The following is an 18,857-nucleotide window of genomic DNA, read 5'->3' on the forward strand; positions in this document are numbered from 1 at the left end:
AGGAGAACCTCGTGTCGACACTCGTGAACCGTCAGCTGCTGTTGAAGACGCGCCCCGAAGCGCGCGTCGGCCGCGAACATTTTTCGCTGGTCGAAACACCCGTCGCCGCGCTCGCCGACGGCGAAGTGCTGGTGCGCGTGCTGTATCTGTCGATGGACCCGACCAACCGCGTGTGGATGAGCGACGTGCCGCAATACCTGCCGCCGGTCGCGATCGGCGAGGTGATGCGCGCGCTCGGCATCGGCCGCGTGGTCGCGTCGCGCCATGCGGATTTCGCGGAAGGCGATCTGGTGCAGGGGCTCGTCGGCTGGCAGGACTATGCGCGCGTGCCGGCCGATCAGGCCGCGCAGCTCGTCAAGCTGCCCGCGCAGTCGGGCCTGCCGTTGCCGACGCTGCTCGGCGCGTGCGGGATGAGCGGCCTGACCGCGTACTACGGGCTGACCGAGATCGCGCCCGTGCAGCCGGGCGAAACGCTGGTGGTGTCGGCGGCGGCCGGATCGGTCGGCTCGATCGCCGGCCAGATCGGCAAGATCCACGGCGCGCGCGTCGTCGGCATTGCGGGCGGCGCGGACAAATGTCGCTACCTGACCGACACGCTCGGGTTCGACGCTGCCGTCGACTACAAGGCCGACGACTTCCGCGAGCAGTTGAAGGCCGCCACGCCGGACGGCGTGCACGTGAACTTCGAGAACGTCGGCGGCGACGTGATGCGCGCGGTGTTGTCGCGGATGGTGATCGGCGGCCGCGTCGCGCTGTGCGGCGTGATCTCGACCTACAACAGCGGGCGCGCGGCCGACGACGTCGGCGTGCTGATCTCGAAGCGGCTGACGATGCGCGGCTTCCTGATCCTCGACTACCGCAAGAGCCGCGAAGCGGTGCAGACGCTCGCCGGATGGCTGCGCGACGGCCGGCTCAAGGCCGAGGAAACCGTCGCCGACGGGCTCGAAAACGCGCCCGACGTATTGAACCGGCTGTTCGACGGCGACCATCGCGGCAAGCTCGTGCTGCGCGTCGATCCGCAGGCGTGACGCGCAGCGTGCGCGCGTAACGGCGTCGTGTCAGCCATTGCGCGGAACTTCGCTGCGGCTGCCGTGGGCGACGTTGGTGTGTTGGCGAACCAGGCGGCGTGACGTGTGCGTCACGCCGTTTTTTTCGACTTCGAGCGGGAAAGCGGGGGAGCCGGACGATCACGCACGTACGCCCGGCGTTATCGCTTGTGTCAGCGCTGCGCGCGTCGACCGGTGGCGCAGCCGGGCGCATCGTATCGGCTCGTATGGCCGAGCGGCGCCGACGACGGCTGCCGGCTCGCGACCTCGCGACGACCGGCGCGCACCGCGTCATTCCCCCTGTTCGGCGCGTGCGTAGATGTCCCAGCTGGCCATGAACAGCGCGGCGACCAGCGGCCCGATCACGAAGCCGTTGATGCCGAACAGCGCCATCCCGCCGAGCGTCGAGATCAGCACGACCCAGTCGGGCATCTTCGTGTCCTTGCCGACGAGGATCGGGCGCAGCAGGTTGTCGACGAGACCGATCACGCCGACGCAGAACCCGACCAGGATCACGCATTTCCACACCGCGCCGGTCGCGAGGAAATAAAGCGCGGCCGGCACCCACACGAGGCTCGCGCCGATCGCCGGCAGCAGCGACAGGAACGCCATCAGCGCTCCCCACAGCACGACGCCCTCGATCCCGAGGATCCAGAAGATCAGCCCGCCGAGCGCGCCTTGCACCAGCGCGACCGCGATGTTGCCCTTGACGGTCGCGCGCACGACCGTGGTGAACTTCGCGAGCAGCAGGTTCTTGTGCTCCTCGTCGAGCGGCAGCGCGCGCCGCACGCGGCGGCCGATTTCACCGCCGTCGCGCAGCAGGAAGAACACCATGTACAGCATCACGCCGAAGCTGACGACGAACTGGAACGTGTTCTGGCCGATGCTGAGCGCCTGCGTGGCGGCGAACTGGCTGATCTGCGCGGCGCCATCGGTCAGCTTCTTCTGGATGCCGGGGACGTTGGTGAGCCCGTATTTCTGCAACAGATGCTGGATCGACGTCGGCAGCGCCTGAATGATGTCGTGCACGTACTTCGAATAGTTCGGCGGCGCGTCCTTCAGCTCCTGGTACACGTACGCGATTTCCTGCACGAGCGTCCCCGCGACGAACACGAGCGGCAGGATCACGATCAGGATGATCAGCGACAACGTGAGCAGCGCGGCGAGGTTGCGCCGCTTGCCGAAGCGCGCGGCAAGCCAGCGCTGCACCGGCTGGAACAGGATCGCGAGAATGGTGCCCCAGAACACCGCGCCGGAGAACGGCGCGAGGATCCAGCAGAGTCCGACGGTGACCGCGAACAGCAGGAAGTAGAAGAATTTTTGGTGATCGTGTCCGCTGTCCATGGATGGTTCGCGCAGATTGATGCCTGGTTTGATTGAATCTCGTTGCCTCGGGCGCGATCGGCTCGCGAACGTCACGGTTCACGGCGACGCGCACCGCACGGCGGCCCGGATCGCAGTATGCCCGCAAAGGGGGCCGCGTCATAGCCGCTGCGCGGCGCGCACACGAAAACGCCGCGGCACGGGCCGCGGCGTTGCTGGGCAGCGGGCGCGGCGGCGCCGCGCCGGAGCGTCAGATGTGGAGCCTGGTGATCTTGGTGCCGTTCACCGACAGGTCGCCCATCAGGCCGGCGTTCGTCAGTACCAGCACCTCGACCGGGGCGGTGGCCGTATTGGTGTCGACCGCGCCGTTCGCACCGACCTTCACGACCGCAACCGACGCATCGGCGCCGGCCGACCAGCCTTCCGACTTGCGGAACGTGTCGAGGGCATCCTGCGTCATGAACAGGAACACGATCGCCTTCGACTGCGCGCCGGCCTGCAGCCCGACCGACAGCGACGACGTGTTGTAGTAGCCGACGGTGCTGCCGCCGACGCGCAGCGCGCCGTTGCCGGACTGGCCGCCGACGATGAAGCCGGCCTGCAGCACGTTCGGGAACACCAGCACGCCGCGCGCCTTCGACACGAGATCGCGGGAGCCGGGCACCGTCGAATAGAGGCGCGACAGCGTCGCATTCACGCTCGCGTCGATCGACTCGCGTTTCGACGCGCTGGCCGAGGCGTTGTCGGGTCGGTCGGGGGTGGTCGTGCAACCGGCAAGGGCGATGCTGCCGAGCATCACGGCGGCGGCGGCTTTCAGTGCGAGGGACTTCTGCATGGCGATTCTCCTTCGTTGTCGGGTTGAGGACGAGCGGGACGAGCGGCCCGGTTCAGCGGCGGGCAAGGAGCAGGCCTACGACGAATGCGAGGCCGCCGACGATGCCGGCCGTCTGCCACGGGTTGTCGTGGACGACCTGCGCCATGCGTTCGGCCGATTCGCGCAACCGGACGGCTGCGTTGCCCGACGCGTAGTCGAGCGTGCTGCGCGCTTCGTCGAGCCGCGCCTGGACGCGCTTGCGCAGCGCAGCGATATCGCCGTCGCCGTCGTTCTTCAGCAGATCTTCGAGTTCGTCGACGAGGCTGCGCAGGTCGTCGGTGACGTCCTCGTGCAGGTCGCGAGCAGCCGAACGGGTGCTGCGTCCGACGCGCCGGCCGGTGCGTCGGAGCTCGGACAGCCCGCGGTCGAGCTTGTGTTCGATCGAGTCGGTGAGCGCCATGGTGTTTATCCTCCTTCGATTTGATTTACACGCCACTTTGAAGATAAGACGAAACCCAGCATCCAATGAGATTCATATCGTCCGCCTGAGTTTCGATACAAATTTTCAATTCGTCGGCGCGCTTCCCTGAGCGCCTTGCGCCACGCGGGCGGGACGGCGGTTAAAAAATGTCGCGATCGGTCGCGGCGGCGTAGCGGACGTCAGCGATGAAGCGATCGTCCGGTAAATATGGCCCGCCGCGATGGACCCGGTAAATAGTGCCGTTGCACGCATGGTGCTGATGCAATTGCACTAATCGACGCTGATGCGTGCAGCAGGTTGCGTGCCTGCTGTTGGGGGGGGCCGCTGTGCCACGGCCCGTGGCGCGTAACGCGTGGTCGCGCGCTGCCGTTCGTTGTGCAGGCGTGCGTAACGCGTCGCTCGTTGCGTGCCGGTTTTGTAATCCGGGCAAGGCCGGCGATGCAACGGCAGAATGCGCGCGCGGAGAGCGGGCTGGCCGGTGGGGCGTCGCACGGGCGGCGTGTCGAGTAGTGCGCATCACGTCGATCCGTTTGCCGCAGCAAAATCCGGACGCCAGCCACGCCGGTTGAAGGCAAAATCGCTTGCAGCGTGAGAAATCGCCATTGGAGCCGCGCCGGTCGCCGCGCGCGGCAGCGGCTGCTACGCTTTGCATCCGCCGCGTCATTCCGGCCCGCGCGTTCAATACTGCGTACGGCCGCCACGGGAGAGCACGATGTCCTACATGCTGTTGATAGTCGAACCGACCGACCAGCGTGCCGAACGCACGCTCGAGGAAGGGCAGGCGCTATACGCGCGGATGGTGGAGTTCGCCGGCACGCTGCAAGCGCGCGGCGTGTTGCGCGGCGTCGAGTCGCTCGAGCGTTCCGAGCGCGCGACGCGTGTGCAGGTGCGCGACGGCGACACGCGCCTGATCGACGGCCCGTTCGCCGAGGCGAAGGAAATGATCGGCGGCTTCTTCCTCGTCGACGTCGACACGCGCGACGAAGCGATCGAGATCGCGCGCCAGTGCCCGGCCGCCCAATGGTGCACGGTCGAGGTACGCGCGGTAGGCCCGTGCTTCCTGTGACGAGCGCCGCGTCGGTATTTACCCTGATTCGGCGTGCAACACGTCGATCCGTCCGCGTGCGGCGCGTCGTAGGGTCAAGGCGCCGATGAACGGCTGCCTTTTCCACCGATGACAAGGAGCGAGCGATGCGATTCATGATCATGATCCGGGCGACCGCCGTGAGCGAGTCCGACGCGTTGCCGGACGACCGGCTGGTCGAGGCGATGACGGTCTATCACGAGGAACTGGCGAAGGCCGGCGTGCTGCTCGATGCGAACGGCCTGCGGCCGAGCGCGAGCGGCTGGCGTGTGCGGTACAGCGGCGGCAAGGGCACGGTGGTCGACGGCCCGTTCGCGGAAACGAAGGAACTGATCGCCGGCTACACGCTGATCCAGGTGCGTTCGCGCGACGAAGCGCTCGAGTGGACGCGGCGGTTTCCGGCGCCGTTCGGTGCGGAAATGGACTGCGAGATCGAGGTGCGTCCGCTGTTCGAACTCGACGACCTGACGCCGAGCGACGCGGTCGAACGGTTCCGCGAGCTGAACGTCGGGCACGGCCGCGGCGTTTGATTCCACGTCATCGGGGTGATCGCTATGGACGACATGACCTTCATCGCTTCGGCGGCGGCGCGGGGCGCTGGCGCGGCGGCGTTCGATGGTGCGTTCGGTTGCGTGTCGGGCGCTGGGGGCTTGGCGGCTCCGAAGGCAGTGCTGACCATGAGGACTGCGAGGAGCGTGAGGACAGCGCCGCCCGTAAGGACAGTGCCGACCGCATGGACCGTGAGGACCACGGCGACCACCGCGGCCATCGAGGCCATCGCGCCCCGGCCACCCACCCCCGCCCAGGGGCCCTCGGCGTGACCCGCGAGGCGACCGATCGTGCGATCGAGGCCGTGTGGCGAATCGAGGCGCCGAAGATCATCGCGCGCGCCGCGCGGGTGGTGCGCGACCTCGGCGTGGCCGAGGAACTCGCCCAGGACACGCTCGTCGCGGCGCTCGAGCACTGGCCGGTCGACGGCGTGCCCGACAATCCGGCCGCGTGGCTGATGACCGCCGTGAAGCGGCGTGCGCTCGACCGCGTGCGCCAGGAGTCGCTGCACGCGGCCAAGCGCGATCAGCTCGGTCACGAAATGGACGCGCTCGAAGCGCACGTCGTGCCGGACATCGCCGATGCGCTCGCCGACGCGCGCGCGGACGACATTGGCGACGACCTGCTGCGACTGATCTTCACGTCGTGCCATCCGGTGCTGTCGGCCGATGCGCGCGTCGCGCTGACCTTGCGGCTGCTCGGCGGGCTGACCACCGGCGAGATCGCGCGCGCGTTCCTGTCGCCGGAGCCGACGATCGCGCAGCGCATCGTGCGTGCGAAGCGCACGCTCGCGGCGGCGCGCGTGCCGTTCGAGGTGCCGGCCGCCGAGGCGCGGCCCGCGCGGCTCGCGTCGGTGCTCGAAGTGCTCTATCTGATCTTCAACGAAGGCCATGCGGCGACCGCCGGCGACGACTGGACGCGCCCCGCGCTGTGCGACGAGGCGTTGCGTCTCGGCCGCGTGCTGGCCGGGCTGATGCCCGATGAAAGCGAGGTGCTCGGGCTGCTCGCGCTGATGGAGTTGCAGGCGTCGCGCATGCACGCGCGCACCGATGCCGACGGGCGGCCCGTGCTGCTGCTCGATCAGGACCGCAGCCGCTGGGATCCGCTGCTGATCCGCCGCGGCCTCGCGGCGCTCGAGCGGGCGACGAAGCTCGGCGGTGTGCGCGGGCCGTATGCGCTGCAGGCCGCGTTGGCGGCCTGCCATGCGCGTGCGCACACCGCAGCGGACACCGACTGGGCGCAGATCGTCGCGCTGTACGACGCACTCGCCGAAGTCGCGCCTTCGCCGGTCGTCGCGCTCAATCGCGCGGTAGCGGTCGGGATGGCGTTCGGACCGGCCGCCGCACTGGAACTCGTCGATGCGCTGCGCGACGACCCGGCGCTCGCACGCTATCACTGGCTGCCGAGCGTACGCGGCGACCTGCTCGCGAAGCTCGGCCGCGCCGACGAGGCGAAGGTCGAATTCCGGCGCGCCGCTGAGTTGACGCGCAATGCGCGTGAAAGGGAATTGCTGCTCGGACGCGCGGCGGATGCATGACTTGCGGTTGCCCCATGTCGTGCACGCGACGCCACCGCGCATCGCTGCGCCCCGCGAGCAACAGCGCGTGACAGGCGAAGCGGCGCGCGACATTCAGACGTTCCATCCGGGCATTCGTACGCAACGTCAACTGCGCTATGCCGCCGCTCGCGCCGTGCGATCCCGTCGGCGTCGCGGCGAAGCGGGCTGCAAGCATGGCGCTGTCGAAGCGCTTGCGCGCGCAACGGCATGGTGCCGCGCGCAGGCCGACGCATGACGCATATGTATATGTATTAGCTGCCGGTGACGTTCCGATCGACGCCGCGATGCGTGCGACGGGACCAGCATCGTGTCGGCCGCTGAACCCTATGCTCTCGCGGTATCGCGACGTTGTGCCGAAGACTGCATTGCGTGGACCCGGCGCGAAGTGATGCCGGCTGCCGTGCGATCGGCGCGCGCATGGCTTCAACCATCTGGCTGCCGACACGCATGTCACTCATGCCCGATACGCGCATGAGCCGTGTGTTCCGCGTCCGTCCCATTCGGCATGAAGCCCCACCCGGTTGCCGGCCCGCCACCGCAATCCGGCCGCTCAATTTGCACACCAGGAAACAACATGCATTGCGCGTCAACCCCGCTTTTCACGACTCGCAGAGAAACAATAAAAAGATTGTGCGCAAAGATAATTCCATTTCGGCCAATTTGAATGATTTACCGATCCGTGAATATCTTGTTACGAATTTCTCCCTGAATTACCGATTTTGGCCGCCACGTGCCGAGTTTGTTACCGCGTCAGGGTCGGAGCACCCGCTGCGCCATACCGGGCGGGCCTGCCGTATCGCCCGCACAGCCCCGCCGGACGGGGCTTCCCAGCACGCTGCATAAGGATCGATCAAAAAAATTCAAGCATAAATGGTTTGCGCATCCTTGGCAGGTTGTTTCAGTACGTAACATTAAGTCATTGTCATATTGAGATAAACCCTGAGGATGGTATGCTTCGTGCACAAAAATTCCCACATTGGAGTGAGACCGTGATTTGTGCGCCATTGCCGGGAATGGCGGCACCGTTGAAGGGCGGTGCCGCGCCGGCATGCACAACATTCGGATAAACATAATGTGCAACCGGGCCGCCGCGTCACGCGATGCGTGACGCGGCGGCGACAATCGCAGCCCCGGCCTGGCTGCGTGGAGAGATCTACTATGTTCTTCGATGAGCTTACCGATGAAGAGTGGTTTCGTCTTTCGACGCTGATTGCCGATGAACCGATCCGGCTGAACCGCCGAGGCCGCCCGCGTGCCGAACCGCGCGTCGTTGCCAACGCGGTCCTGTGGATCCTGACGACGGGCGAGGCATGGTCCAAACTTCCCGGGCGCTATCCGTCCGGGCCGACGTGCCGTCGCCGCTATGAGGAGTGGCTCGCCAACGGCACGCTGCTTCAGATGATCGACGTGCTGACGCAGTTCAGCGGGCGCACGTTCGCCTACGTGCCGCCGCCGCCCGCGCCCGCCGCGCCGGCATCGCGCGCAGAGCCCGTGCAGGACAACGACCGCCTGCGCGGCGTGTTCTGGCAAAACCCCGAATCGTGGCAACTACCGGTTGCGCGCGCAAACGTTTGGGATGGCGAAGGTGCGATGGCGCTGGCCACGATGTCGAGCGACGCCGCCGTCGAATCGGCGCGTGCGTCCGCATCGCCGTTCACCGTGCCGGGCGCACGCCCGGCCGGGCTGCGTCAGGGCCGGCCGTCCGCCGCGAGCTTCGCGTCGGCCGAGCCGCAAGTCGACGAGTATCGCGGCTATACGATCTACGGCAGCGCGCAGCCGGTGCAGAACCTGATGTATCGCGCGTGGGCCGAGATCACGCAGGACGGCCGTCGCGTCGAGCGCTCGGGCCTGATCGGTCCGCGTTTCACCGATGCGGACGAAGCCGAGCAGTACGCGCTCGACTGGGCGCGCCAGTGGATCGATCGCCACGGCGCGAGCGACGAGCCCGTGCACGCACCGCAAGGCGAAGTGCTGGCCGGCCTGTCCGCGCTCGCGCGGGCGGAGTCGGACATCAAGCGCTTCATCGCCGAGCGTCGCGGCGCCGCGCTGGCCGAAGGCCGCAACGATCCCGTGCAGCCCGATCGCCGCGAGTACGCGTACCGCGTGGGTTGATCGCGGTCCTGACGAAAATGCGGGCGCCGTGTGTCACACGGCGCCCGCATTTTTTGTGGTCCGCAAAAGCGCAACGTTGCCTGCCGGGCGCGCCATTGAAGCGAAGCCGCGCGCCCGGCAGGCGTTGCGTCATTGGCGTCCGTAGGTATCGTCGAAGCGGACGATGTCGTCCTCGCCGAGATACGCGCCCGACTGGACTTCGATCAGTTCGAGCGGCATCTTGCCGGGGTTCTCGAGCCGGTGCGACACGCCGAGCGGAATGTAGGTCGATTCGTTTTCGGAGAGCAGGAAGGTTTCGTCGCCGCGCGTGATGCGCGCCGTGCCGCGCACGACGATCCAGTGCTCGGCGCGGTGATGGTGCATCTGCAGCGACAGCCGCGCGCCCGGCTTCACGACGATGCGCTTGACCTGAAAGCGCTCGCCCATGTCGACCGAGTCGTAGTGGCCCCACGGCCGATGAACCTTGCGATGGTCGGTCGCTTCCGCGCCGCGTTCGGCCTTGATGCGGCCGACGATCTTCTTCACGTCCTGCACGCGCGATTTGTCCGCGACGAGCACCGCGTCGGGCGTCTCGACGACGACCAGATTCTGCGTGCCGACACAGGCGACCAAGCGGCTCTCCGCATGCGCGAACGTCGAGTCGGCGTTCTCGAACAGCACGTGGCCGCGGCCGACGTTGCCGGCGTCGTCCTTCGGCAGGATTTGCCAGATCGCGTCCCACGAGCCGACGTCCGACCAGCCCGCGTCGAGCGGCACGACCACGCTCTCGCACAGCTGCGGCTGGCTCGCGAGCGGCTCCATCACCGCGTAGTCGATCGAGTTCGACGGCGACGCGGCGAACGCGTCGCGATCGACGCGGAAGAAGTCGCCGTCCTGCTTGCCGTTCGCAACCGCCTGTTCGCAGGCCGCATGGATCTCGGGCTCGAGCCGGCGGATCGCGTCGAGCCACACCGACGCGCGCACGATGAAGATCCCGCTGTTCCACCAGTATTCGCCCGATTCGACGTACTGCCGCGCGAGTTCGAGATGCGGCTTCTCGACGAAGCGGTCGAGGCGGCGCACGTCCAGCCCGCCGGTGGCCGCGTCGCCGAGCGGCGCGCCGACGCGGATGTAGCCGTAGCCTGTCTCCGCGCGCGCCGGCACGATCCCCATCGTCGCGATCTTGCCTTGCGCCGCGCAATGCACGCCGGCCGCGACGGCCGCATGAAAGCGCGCGCGATCCGCGACGGCGTGGTCGGCGGGCATCACCGTCATCACCGCATCGCTGCCGTCGGCGACGATGCGCAGCGCGGCGAGCGTCAGCGCCGGCGCGGTATCGCGGCCGAGCGGCTCGAGCATGATCGACGCGCGCTTGCCGGTCACGCGCAACTGCTCGGCGGTCGTGAAGCGATGATCCTCGCCGCACACGATCAGCACGTCGTCGTTGACCGGATGCGACGCGGCCAGACCGTCGAGGCGCAGCGCGGTGGATTGCAGCAGCGAATGATCGCCGAGCAGGCCGATCAGCTGCTTCGGATAGTGCTCGCGCGACATCGGCCACAGGCGCGTGCCGGAACCGCCGGCGAGAATCACCGGCTGCACCGCGAAGCGCAGTGCGGCGTCGGTTGCGGCGGAACTGGGGGGCGTATCGGCTGCCACTGCTGCCACGGCCGGAGCATTCATGATGACACTCTCCTCGATTAGAGTCAGTGCCCGTTTGTAGCATGAAGTAAATCGACAATAAAACCGGCGGCACTCTGTAATATTCAGCGCCGACGCTTCCGGGAAATTTTTACAGCTACTCGTCAGACGTAAATAAAAAAATAAAAAAATATTTCGCCGATGCGGCCAGCAGCCGCTTCCCGTAAAGCTCCGGGCCGATCCGTAAAGTTCCATGAAATTCCCCTCGGCAGCGCCGATTCGGGAAAAGCTGCCGAATTAATTCGCGAATTGCGCGGCAAGAATTTCCGATTATTTTTCGAAATACTTGTGCGCTTGAGAGTGGATTTTCTTGCCGCTTCAATAGCGTCATGCAACGTTTGAATCGAAAGTGCGGCACGGGTCGTACGAGGAGTGGTTCGGCAAACGCCTGTTCAAAGAGGAAGCTGACATGTTGAGCGTGCTGGCGAGAGTCATCGATATCGCGATGGTCGTGGCAGGAGCGCTGCTCGCCGCCGCGTTGCACGGCGGCAGCATCTGGCTCAACGACCTGCAACGCACGACGGTCCTGTTCGACTGCCTGCTCGTCGTCGTGTTCTTTCCCGCCGCGGGCATTTATCAGTCGTGGCGCGGCAAGCGTCTGGTCGGGCTGATGGTGCGCGTCGCGTTCGCGTGGCTCGTGGTCGAGCTCGCGGGCATCCTGATGAGCTTCAGCTTTCACCAGTCGGGCGAGCTGTCGCGACTGTGGCTCGGCTACTGGGCGCTCGTGACGACCGCGCTGCTCGCCGGCTCGAAGGCCTGCGTGCACGTCGTGCTGCGGCAGCTGCGGCGCGGCGGCTACAACCTGAAGGCGGTCGCGATCGTCGGCGGCACGCCGGCCGCGCGGCGGCTGATCGCGCAGATGCGCGCGCGTCCCGAAGCCGGCTTCAACCCGGTGTGCGTGTACGACGAAAGCGGTGCGCCCGGCGAAGTCGCGCTCGACGACGTGCGCATCGAGCGGCAGTTCGAATCGCTCGTGTGGCTGGTGCGCAGCCGCGCGCTCAGCGAGCTGTGGCTCGCGCTGCCGATCACCGAGGAGCGCCGGATTCATCAGATCGTGACCGTGTTTCGCCACGACTTCGTGAACATCCGCTTCATCCCGGACGTGCGCACGCTGTCGTTCTTCAACCAGGAAGTGGTCGAGCTGCTCGGCGTGCCGGCGATCAACCTCGCGGCGTCGCCGATCACCGACGTGCGGATCCTGCCGAAGTTCGTGTTCGACCGGCTGTTCGCGCTGGCAGCGCTGACGATGCTCGCGCCGCTGATGCTGGCGATCGCCTGCCTGATCAAGCTGACGTCGCGCGGGCCGGTGTTCTTCCGCCAGAAGCGCAAGGGCATCGACGGGCACGAGTTCGAGATCTACAAGTTCCGCTCGATGAAGGTGCATCAGGAGACGGCGGGCCAGGTCACGCAGGCGACCAGGAACGACTCGCGCGTGACGCCGGTTGGTCGCTTCCTGCGCCGCACGAGCCTCGACGAGTTGCCGCAGTTCATCAACGTGCTGAAGGGCGAGATGTCGGTCGTCGGCCCGCGGCCGCACGCGCTCGCGCACGACGACATCTACAAGGATCTGGTGAAGGGCTACATGTTCCGCTACCGGATCAAGCCGGGCATCACCGGCTGGGCGCAGATCAACGGCTATCGCGGCGAGACCGACCAGATCGAGAAGATGATGGGCCGGGTGAAGCTCGATCTGTACTACATGCAGAACTGGTCGTTCTGGCTCGACATCAAGATCGTCGTGCTGACGCTCTGGAAAGGCTTCACGGGCAGCAACGCTTACTGACGCCGGGTCCCGCGCAACACCCGGTTCCACGCATTTCGAATCATTGGTCAAGAGGTCCGACACATCATGAATCTGACTATCATCGGCAGCGGTTACGTAGGTCTTGTCACCGGCGCCTGTCTCGCCGACATCGGGCACGACGTGTTCTGCCTCGACGTAGATCAGGCGAAGATCGACATCCTGAACGCCGGCGGCGTGCCGATCCACGAGCCGGGCCTCAAGGAAGTGATCGCGCGCAACCGCTCGGCCGGCCGCCTGCGCTTCTCGACCGACATCGAAGCCGCGGTCGCGCACGGCGACGTGCAGTTCATCGCGGTCGGCACGCCGCCCGACGAGGACGGCTCGGCCGACCTGCAATACGTGCTCGCGGCGGCGCGCAACATCGGCCGCTACATGAAGGGCTTCAAGGTGATCGTCGACAAGTCGACGGTGCCGGTCGGCACCGCCGAGCGCGTGCGCGCGGCCGTCGCCGACGAGCTCGCGAAGCGCGGCGAGGACGGCCAGATGTTCTCGGTCGTGTCGAACCCGGAATTCCTGAAGGAAGGCGCGGCCGTGGACGACTTCACGCGACCCGACCGCATCGTGATCGGCTGCGACGACGACGTGCCGGGCGAGCGCGCGCGCGAGCTGATGAAGAAGCTCTACGCGCCGTTCAACCGCAATCACGAACGCACGCTGTACATGGACGTGCGCTCGGCCGAGTTCACGAAATATGCGGCGAACGCGATGCTCGCGACGCGCATCTCGTTCATGAACGAGCTCGCCAACCTGGCCGACCGCTTCGGCGCCGACATCGAAGCCGTGCGCCGCGGGATCGGCTCCGATCCGCGCATCGGCTATCACTTCCTGTATGCGGGCTGCGGCTACGGCGGCTCGTGCTTCCCGAAGGACGTCGAGGCGCTGATCCGCACGGCCGACGAGCACGGCCAGTCGCTGCAGATCCTGAAGGCCGTGTCGTCGGTGAACGCGACGCAAAAGCGCGTGCTCGCGGAGAAGATCGTCGCGCGCTTCGGCGAGGATCTCAGCGGCCGCACGTTCGCGCTCTGGGGCCTCGCATTCAAGCCGAACACCGACGACATGCGCGAGGCGCCGAGCCGCGAGCTGATCGCCGAGCTGCTGTCGCGCGGCGCGCGCATCGCGGCGTACGACCCGGTCGCGCAGCAGGAGGCGCGCCGCGTGCTGGCGCTCGATCTCGCGGATCACCCGAGCTGGCTCGAGCGCCTCACGTTCGTCGACGACGAGGCGCAGGCCGCGCGCGACGCCGATGCGCTCGTGATCGTCACCGAATGGAAGGCGTTCAAGAGCCCCGATTTCGTCACGCTCGGCCGGCTGTGGAAGTCGCCGGTGATCTTCGACGGCCGCAACCTGTACGAGCCGGAGACGATGAGCGAGCAGGGCATCGAATACCACCCGATCGGCCGCCCCGGTTCGCGTCAGGCCGTGGCCGCGCGTGCGCCGGCCGCCGCGCGCGCGAGCGCGTAACGCGCGCGCCGCTACCCGTCACCCGAAGCGACACGCCATGTTCCGGAACATCCTGATCGTCTGTCACGCGAACGTCTGCCGCAGCCCGGCGGCCGAGATGCTGTTCAAGTCGCATGCCGCGTCGCGCGGCGGCCCGCGCCCGACGTTCCATTCCGCGGGCGTGCGTGCGAACGACGGCGACGGCATCGATCCGGTGATGCGGCGCCTGCTCGCCGAGCGCGGCGTCGATGCCACGACGCATCGTTCGCGCCGGCTGTCGCGCCGGATCGTGCGCGACGCCGACCTGATTCTCGTCAGCGAGCGCGGGCAGATCGCGGCCGTCGAGGCCGTCGATCCGTTCGCGCGCGGCAAGGTCCACCTGCTGGGCAAGTGGGAGGACGCCGAGATCGCCGATCCGCATGGCGGCCCCGAGGCCGACTATCGCGAGAGCTACTCATTGATCGAACGTCTGGTTCAAGGATGGCTGCAAAAACTATGCTGAAACGTCCCATGCGCCCGCTGGCGCTCGCCGTCGCGCTGACGACCTTCCTGTCGGCCTGCGCGAGCGCGCCCGGCAACTATCTCGACTCGTCGAACCTGAAGGACGACGGCCGGCAAGGCCAGCCCGAGACCTATCCGGTTCATTACATCGACGCCAAGCTGGTGATGGATCAGTTGCAGAAGCAGCAGGTCGAGCATCCGCTGCCGCCGGGCCGTTACACCGATCCGTCGCAGTACGTGTATCGCGTCGGCCCGCAGGACATCCTCGGCGTCACGGTGTGGGATCACCCGGAGCTGACGACGCCGCAGGGCCAGTCGTTCTCGAGCGGCGGCAACACCACGCAGTCGGTGGCCGGGGCGTTGCAGCAGCCGTATACGTCGGCGCTGCCGGGCCAGGCCGACCCGTACGGCCAGACCGTCGCCGCGGACGGCACGATCTTCTTCCCGTTCGTCGGCCGGATTCGCGTGGCGGGCAAGACGGTCGCGCAGATCCGCGAGCAGATGGCGTCGAGCCTCTCGCGCTACGTGAAGAATCCGCAGCTCGACGTGCGCGTGCTGTCGTTCCGCAGCCAGAAGGTGCAGGTCACCGGCGAGGTGAAGCAGCCGGGGCCGCTCGCGGTGAGCGACGTGCCGCTCACGCTCGTCGACGCGATCTCGCGCTCGGGCGGCTCGACCGCCGAGGCCGACCTGCAGCGCGTGCGCCTCACGCGCGACGGCAAGCTCTACACGCTCGACGCGAACGGCGTGCTCGATCGCGGCGAAGTGAAGCAGAACGTGATGCTGCAACCGGGCGACATCATCAACGTGCCGGACCGCAGCGACAGCCGCGTGTTCATCATGGGCGAGGTGAAGACGCCGGTCACGGTGCCGATGCTCAAGGGCCGACTGACCATCGCCGACGCGCTGACGGCCGGCGGCGGCATCCTCGACACCGACGCGAACCCGCGCAAGATCTACGTGATGCGCGGCATGCGCGACAACCCGACGAAGCCGGAAGTGTTCCGTCTCGACATGACGCAGCCGGATGCGCTGATGCTGTCGAGCCGCTTCCCGCTGCAGCCGCTCGACGTCGTGTACGTCAGCACGGCCAGCTCGGTGCAGTTCAACCGTGTGCTGCAGCAGGTGCTGCCGACGATCCAGACGATCTTCTACATGCGGCAAATCACGCGCTGATAGCCCGCCGGGGCGGCGCCTGCCCCCCGGCACCACTGAAGCGGGAACGAATGGTGAACACGCAAGCGAAGCACTCCCACGCGGACCTGACCGCGAAAACCGACGAAGAGGACGTCGTCCTCGGCCAGTTGCTCCAGGTCATCATGGACGACATCTGGCTGCTGCTCGGCATCGCCGTGACGGTCGTCGCGCTCGCCGGCCTCTACTGCTACGTCGCGAAGCCGGTCTATCAGGCCGACGTGCACGTGCGCGTCGAGGGCAACGACAACACGACGCAGGCGCTCACGCAGACGCAGACGGGTGCGATGATCAACAGCGGTCCGCAGCAGGCGCCGACCGATGCCGAGATCGAGATCATCAAGAGCCGCGGCGTGGTCGCGCCGGTGGTCGAGCAGTTCAAGCTGAACTTCTCGGTCGTGCCGAAGACGCTGCCGCTGCTCGGCAGCCTGGCCGCGCGCATCGCGACGCCGGGCCAGCCGTCGCGCGCGTGGTTCGGGCTGCGCTCGTACGCGTGGGGCGGCGAGGTCGCCGACATCGACACCGTGAACGTGGTGCCGGCGCTCGAAGGCAAGAAGATGACGCTGACGGCCGGCCCCGACGGCACCTACACGCTGGTCGACCCGGACGGCCGCCGGCTGCTCGCGGGCCGCGTCGGCGAAACGGAGCAGGGCGGCGGCGTGACGCTGCTGGTGCAGAAGCTCATCGCGCGTCCGGGCACGCAGTTCACCGTGGTGCGCTACAACGATCTCGACGCGATCACCGGCTTCCAGTCGGGCATCCAGGTGTCCGAGCAGGGCAAGCAGACGGGCGTCGTGCAGATCTCGCTTGAAGGCAAGAACCCCGAGCAGACCGCCGCGATCGCGAACGCGCTCGCGCAGTCGTACCTGAACCAGCACGTGATCGCGAAGCAGGCCGAAGCGACCAAGATGCTCGACTTCCTGAAGGGCGAGGAGCCGCGCCTGAAGGCCGATCTCGAGCGCGCGGAAGCCGCGCTCACCGAGTATCAGCGCACCTCCGGCTCGATCAACGCGAGCGACGAGGCGAAGGTCTACCTCGAAGGCAGCGTGCAGTACGAGCAGCAGATCGCCGCGCAGCGGCTGCAGCTCGCCTCGCTCGCGCAGCGCTTCACCGACTCGCATCCGATGGTGATCGCGGCGAAGCAGCAGCTCGCCGAGCTGCAGGCCGAGAAGGACAAGTTCAGCAACCGCTTCCGCAGCCTGCCCGCGACCGAGGTGAAGGCCGTGCAGCTGCAGCGCGACGCGAAGGTCGCCGAAGACATCTACGTGCTGCTGCTCAACCGCGTGCAGGAGCTGTCGGTGCAGAAGGCCGGCACGGGCGGCAACATCCACCTGGTCGATTCGGCGCTGCGCCCGGGCGATCCGGTCAAGCCGAAGAAGGTGCTGATCCTGTCGGCCGCGGTGTTCCTCGGGCTGATCCTCGGCACCGGCATCGTGTTCCTGCGCCGCAACCTGTTCCAGGGGATCGAGGATCCGGACCGCGTCGAGCGCACCTTCAACCTGCCGCTCTACGGGCTGGTGCCGCAAAGCGCCGAGCAGGTGAAGCTCGACGCGATGGCCGAGAAGAGCGGCGCGCGCGCGCGGCCGATCCTCGCGAGCCTGCGCCCGAAGGATCTGAGCGTCGAAAGCATGCGCAGCCTGCGCACCGCGATGCAGTTCGCGATGCTCGACGCGCAGAGCCGCGTGATCGTGCTGACCGGCCCGACGCCGGGCATCGGCAAGAGCTTCCTGACCGTCAACCTCGCGGTGCTGCTCGCGCATTCGGGCAAGCGCGTGCTGCTGATCGACGCGGACATGCGCCGCGGGATGCTCGACCGCTACTTCGGCCTTACCGTGCAGCCGGGCCTGTCCGAGCTGCTGAGCGACCAGTCGCCGCTCGAGGACGCCGTGCGCGAGACGCCGGTGCAGGGCCTGTCGTTCATTTCGGCCGGCACGCGGCCGCCGAACCCGTCGGAGCTGCTCATGTCGACGCGGCTGCCGCAATACCTCGAAGGGCTCGGCAAGCGCTACGACGTCGTGCTGATCGACTCGCCGCCGGTGCTCGCGGTGACCGACGCGACCATCATCGGCCGCATGGCGGGCGCGACCTTCCTGGTGCTGCGCTCCGGCATGCACACCGAAGGCGAGATCGCCGATGCGATCAAGCGGCTGCGCACGGCGGGCGTCGATCTGGAAGGCGGGATCTTCAACGGCGTGGCGCCGAAGGCGCGCGGCTACGGCCGCGGCTACGCGGCCGTCCACGAATACCTGAGCGCATGACCGCATGGCCCGGCCGACTGGAGAACTCCCGATGAAAATTTCCGTGCTCGTTCCGACCTACCGGCGACCTGCCGACCTCGCGCGCTGCCTGCTCGCGCTGCAGCGGCAGCAGCGGCTGCCCGACGAGGTGATCGTCGTCGCGCGCCCGGAGGACGACGCCACCCACGAGCGCCTCGCCGATCCGGCCGTGGCGGGCACGCTGCCGCTGCGCATCGTGCCGGTCGATGTGCCGGGGCAGGTCGCCGCGCTGAACCAGGGCCTCGATTCGGCGAGCGGCGACATCGTCGCGATCACCGACGACGACGCCGCGCCGCGCGCCGACTGGCTCGCGCGCATCGAAGCCGCGTTCGCGGCCGACCCGCGCGTGGGCGCGGTCGGCGGCCGCGACTGGGTGCACGAGAAGGGCCGCGTGCTCGACGAATCGCGCGAGCGCGTCGGCCAGCTCACGCTGTCCGGCAAGATCGTCGGCAATCACCATCTCGGGGTCGGCGGCGCGCGCGAGGTCGACATGCTGAAGGGCGCCAACATGAGCTATCGCCGCGCGGCGATCGAGCGCCTGCGCTTCGACACGCGCCTGCGCGGCGCCGGCGCACAGGTGCACAACGACATGGCGTTCAGCATGCGCGTGCAGCGCGAAGGCTGGAAGCTCGTCTACGACCCGGCGATCGCCGTCGATCACTTTCCGGCCGAACGCTTCGACGACGACCGGCGCGATGCGGCGTCGCTGAATGCGATCAGCAACGGCGCATACAACCTGCATCTGATCCTGCGCGAGCATCTGCCGCCGCTGCGCCGCGAGCTGGCGTGGTGGTGGTGGACGCTGGTCGGCACGCGCGTCTATCCGGGCCTCGCGCATCTGCTGCTGTCGCTGCATACGGCGCGGCGCGAGCGCGTGCGCGAGCACTGGCGCGCGGTGCGCCGCGGCGCCCGCGAGGCGCGCCGCGCGAACCTTGCCCCCCATCGTGCGGCGATGCCGCCGGTGACGTCTTGAACCGGCCGCGCGCAGCGCGCACGGC

17 protein-coding genes are annotated in these 18,857 nt (G+C 67.6%); 12 read left to right on the plus strand and 5 right to left on the minus strand.

Features of this window, described 5'->3' with window-relative positions:
- The first annotated feature begins 11 nt into the window (after positions 1-11).
- Positions 12-1,028 carry an NADP-dependent oxidoreductase gene (locus tag MYA_RS18725; protein ID WP_014724605.1) on the plus strand — a complete coding sequence of 339 codons (1,017 nt, stop codon included), beginning with the start codon at positions 12-14 and terminating at the stop codon, positions 1,026-1,028.
- A 309-nt stretch (positions 1,029-1,337) separates the two neighbouring features.
- Here the strand turns inward: MYA_RS18725 and MYA_RS18730 are convergent, their stop codons facing one another.
- From MYA_RS18730 to MYA_RS18740, 3 genes are all read right to left on the minus strand, one after another.
- Entirely contained in the window at positions 1,338-2,390 is a 1,053-nt protein-coding gene (locus MYA_RS18730; protein WP_011881522.1) for an AI-2E family transporter, read from the minus strand.
- 229 nt (positions 2,391-2,619) lie between these two features.
- Positions 2,620-3,204: a BPSL1445 family SYLF domain-containing lipoprotein gene (locus MYA_RS18735; protein ID WP_011881523.1), complete on the minus strand. Its 585-nt coding sequence runs from the start codon at positions 3,202-3,204 to the stop codon at positions 2,620-2,622.
- Between the two features lie 52 nt (positions 3,205-3,256).
- Positions 3,257-3,643, minus strand: a complete 387-nt coding sequence (locus MYA_RS18740) for a DUF883 family protein (RefSeq protein ID WP_011881524.1) — start codon at positions 3,641-3,643, stop codon at positions 3,257-3,259.
- Positions 3,644-4,376: 733 nt separating this feature from the next.
- Between MYA_RS18740 and MYA_RS18745 the strand changes: the two genes are divergently transcribed.
- From MYA_RS18745 to MYA_RS18765, 5 genes are all read left to right on the plus strand, one after another.
- Positions 4,377-4,730: a YciI family protein gene (locus MYA_RS18745; protein ID WP_011881526.1), complete on the plus strand. Its 354-nt coding sequence runs from the start codon at positions 4,377-4,379 to the stop codon at positions 4,728-4,730.
- Between the two features lie 125 nt (positions 4,731-4,855).
- Complete coding sequence (locus tag MYA_RS18750; RefSeq protein ID WP_011881527.1) at positions 4,856-5,278, plus strand: YciI family protein; 423 nt, start codon at positions 4,856-4,858, stop codon at positions 5,276-5,278.
- A gap of 287 nt (positions 5,279-5,565) precedes the next feature.
- Positions 5,566-6,834, plus strand: coding sequence for an RNA polymerase sigma factor (locus MYA_RS18760; protein ID WP_011881528.1), 1,269 nt, complete (start codon positions 5,566-5,568; stop codon positions 6,832-6,834).
- 438 nt (positions 6,835-7,272) lie between these two features.
- Complete coding sequence (locus MYA_RS31320; protein ID WP_146125844.1) at positions 7,273-7,698, plus strand: hypothetical protein; 426 nt, start codon at positions 7,273-7,275, stop codon at positions 7,696-7,698.
- 315 nt (positions 7,699-8,013) lie between these two features.
- Positions 8,014-8,967, plus strand: a complete 954-nt coding sequence (locus MYA_RS18765; RefSeq protein WP_014724610.1) for a transposase — start codon at positions 8,014-8,016, stop codon at positions 8,965-8,967.
- A gap of 129 nt (positions 8,968-9,096) precedes the next feature.
- Here MYA_RS18765 and MYA_RS18770 read toward each other — a convergent pair whose 3' ends face one another.
- Positions 9,097-10,629, minus strand: coding sequence for a mannose-1-phosphate guanylyltransferase/mannose-6-phosphate isomerase (locus MYA_RS18770; protein ID WP_014724611.1), 1,533 nt, complete (start codon positions 10,627-10,629; stop codon positions 9,097-9,099).
- A 122-nt stretch (positions 10,630-10,751) separates the two neighbouring features.
- Complete coding sequence (locus MYA_RS32205) at positions 10,752-10,982, minus strand: hypothetical protein (RefSeq protein ID WP_162486632.1); 231 nt, start codon at positions 10,980-10,982, stop codon at positions 10,752-10,754.
- Positions 10,983-11,056: 74 nt separating this feature from the next.
- Between MYA_RS32205 and MYA_RS18775 the strand changes: the two genes are divergently transcribed.
- From MYA_RS18775 to MYA_RS18800, 6 genes are all read left to right on the plus strand, one after another.
- Positions 11,057-12,430 (plus strand): undecaprenyl-phosphate glucose phosphotransferase, encoded by a 1,374-nt coding sequence (locus MYA_RS18775; RefSeq protein WP_014724613.1) that lies wholly within the window; start codon positions 11,057-11,059, stop codon positions 12,428-12,430.
- Positions 12,431-12,496: 66 nt separating this feature from the next.
- Positions 12,497-13,912: a UDP-glucose dehydrogenase family protein gene (locus MYA_RS18780; protein ID WP_011881534.1), complete on the plus strand. Its 1,416-nt coding sequence runs from the start codon at positions 12,497-12,499 to the stop codon at positions 13,910-13,912.
- Between the two features lie 37 nt (positions 13,913-13,949).
- Positions 13,950-14,393 (plus strand): low molecular weight protein-tyrosine-phosphatase, encoded by a 444-nt coding sequence (locus MYA_RS18785; protein ID WP_011881535.1) that lies wholly within the window; start codon positions 13,950-13,952, stop codon positions 14,391-14,393.
- Positions 14,387-15,565 (plus strand): polysaccharide biosynthesis/export family protein, encoded by a 1,179-nt coding sequence (locus tag MYA_RS18790; RefSeq protein ID WP_041494087.1) that lies wholly within the window; start codon positions 14,387-14,389, stop codon positions 15,563-15,565. Before MYA_RS18785 ends, MYA_RS18790 begins: the two co-directional genes overlap by 7 nt.
- Positions 15,566-15,615: 50 nt before the next feature.
- Entirely contained in the window at positions 15,616-17,841 is a 2,226-nt protein-coding gene (locus MYA_RS18795; RefSeq protein ID WP_011881537.1) for a polysaccharide biosynthesis tyrosine autokinase, read from the plus strand.
- A gap of 31 nt (positions 17,842-17,872) precedes the next feature.
- Positions 17,873-18,832, plus strand: a complete 960-nt coding sequence (locus tag MYA_RS18800; RefSeq protein ID WP_014724615.1) for a glycosyltransferase family 2 protein — start codon at positions 17,873-17,875, stop codon at positions 18,830-18,832.
- Positions 18,833-18,857 lie beyond the last annotated feature (25 nt).

This window comes from Burkholderia sp. KJ006 (genome assembly GCF_000262695.1).
Lineage (GTDB): Bacteria > Pseudomonadota > Gammaproteobacteria > Burkholderiales > Burkholderiaceae > Burkholderia > Burkholderia vietnamiensis.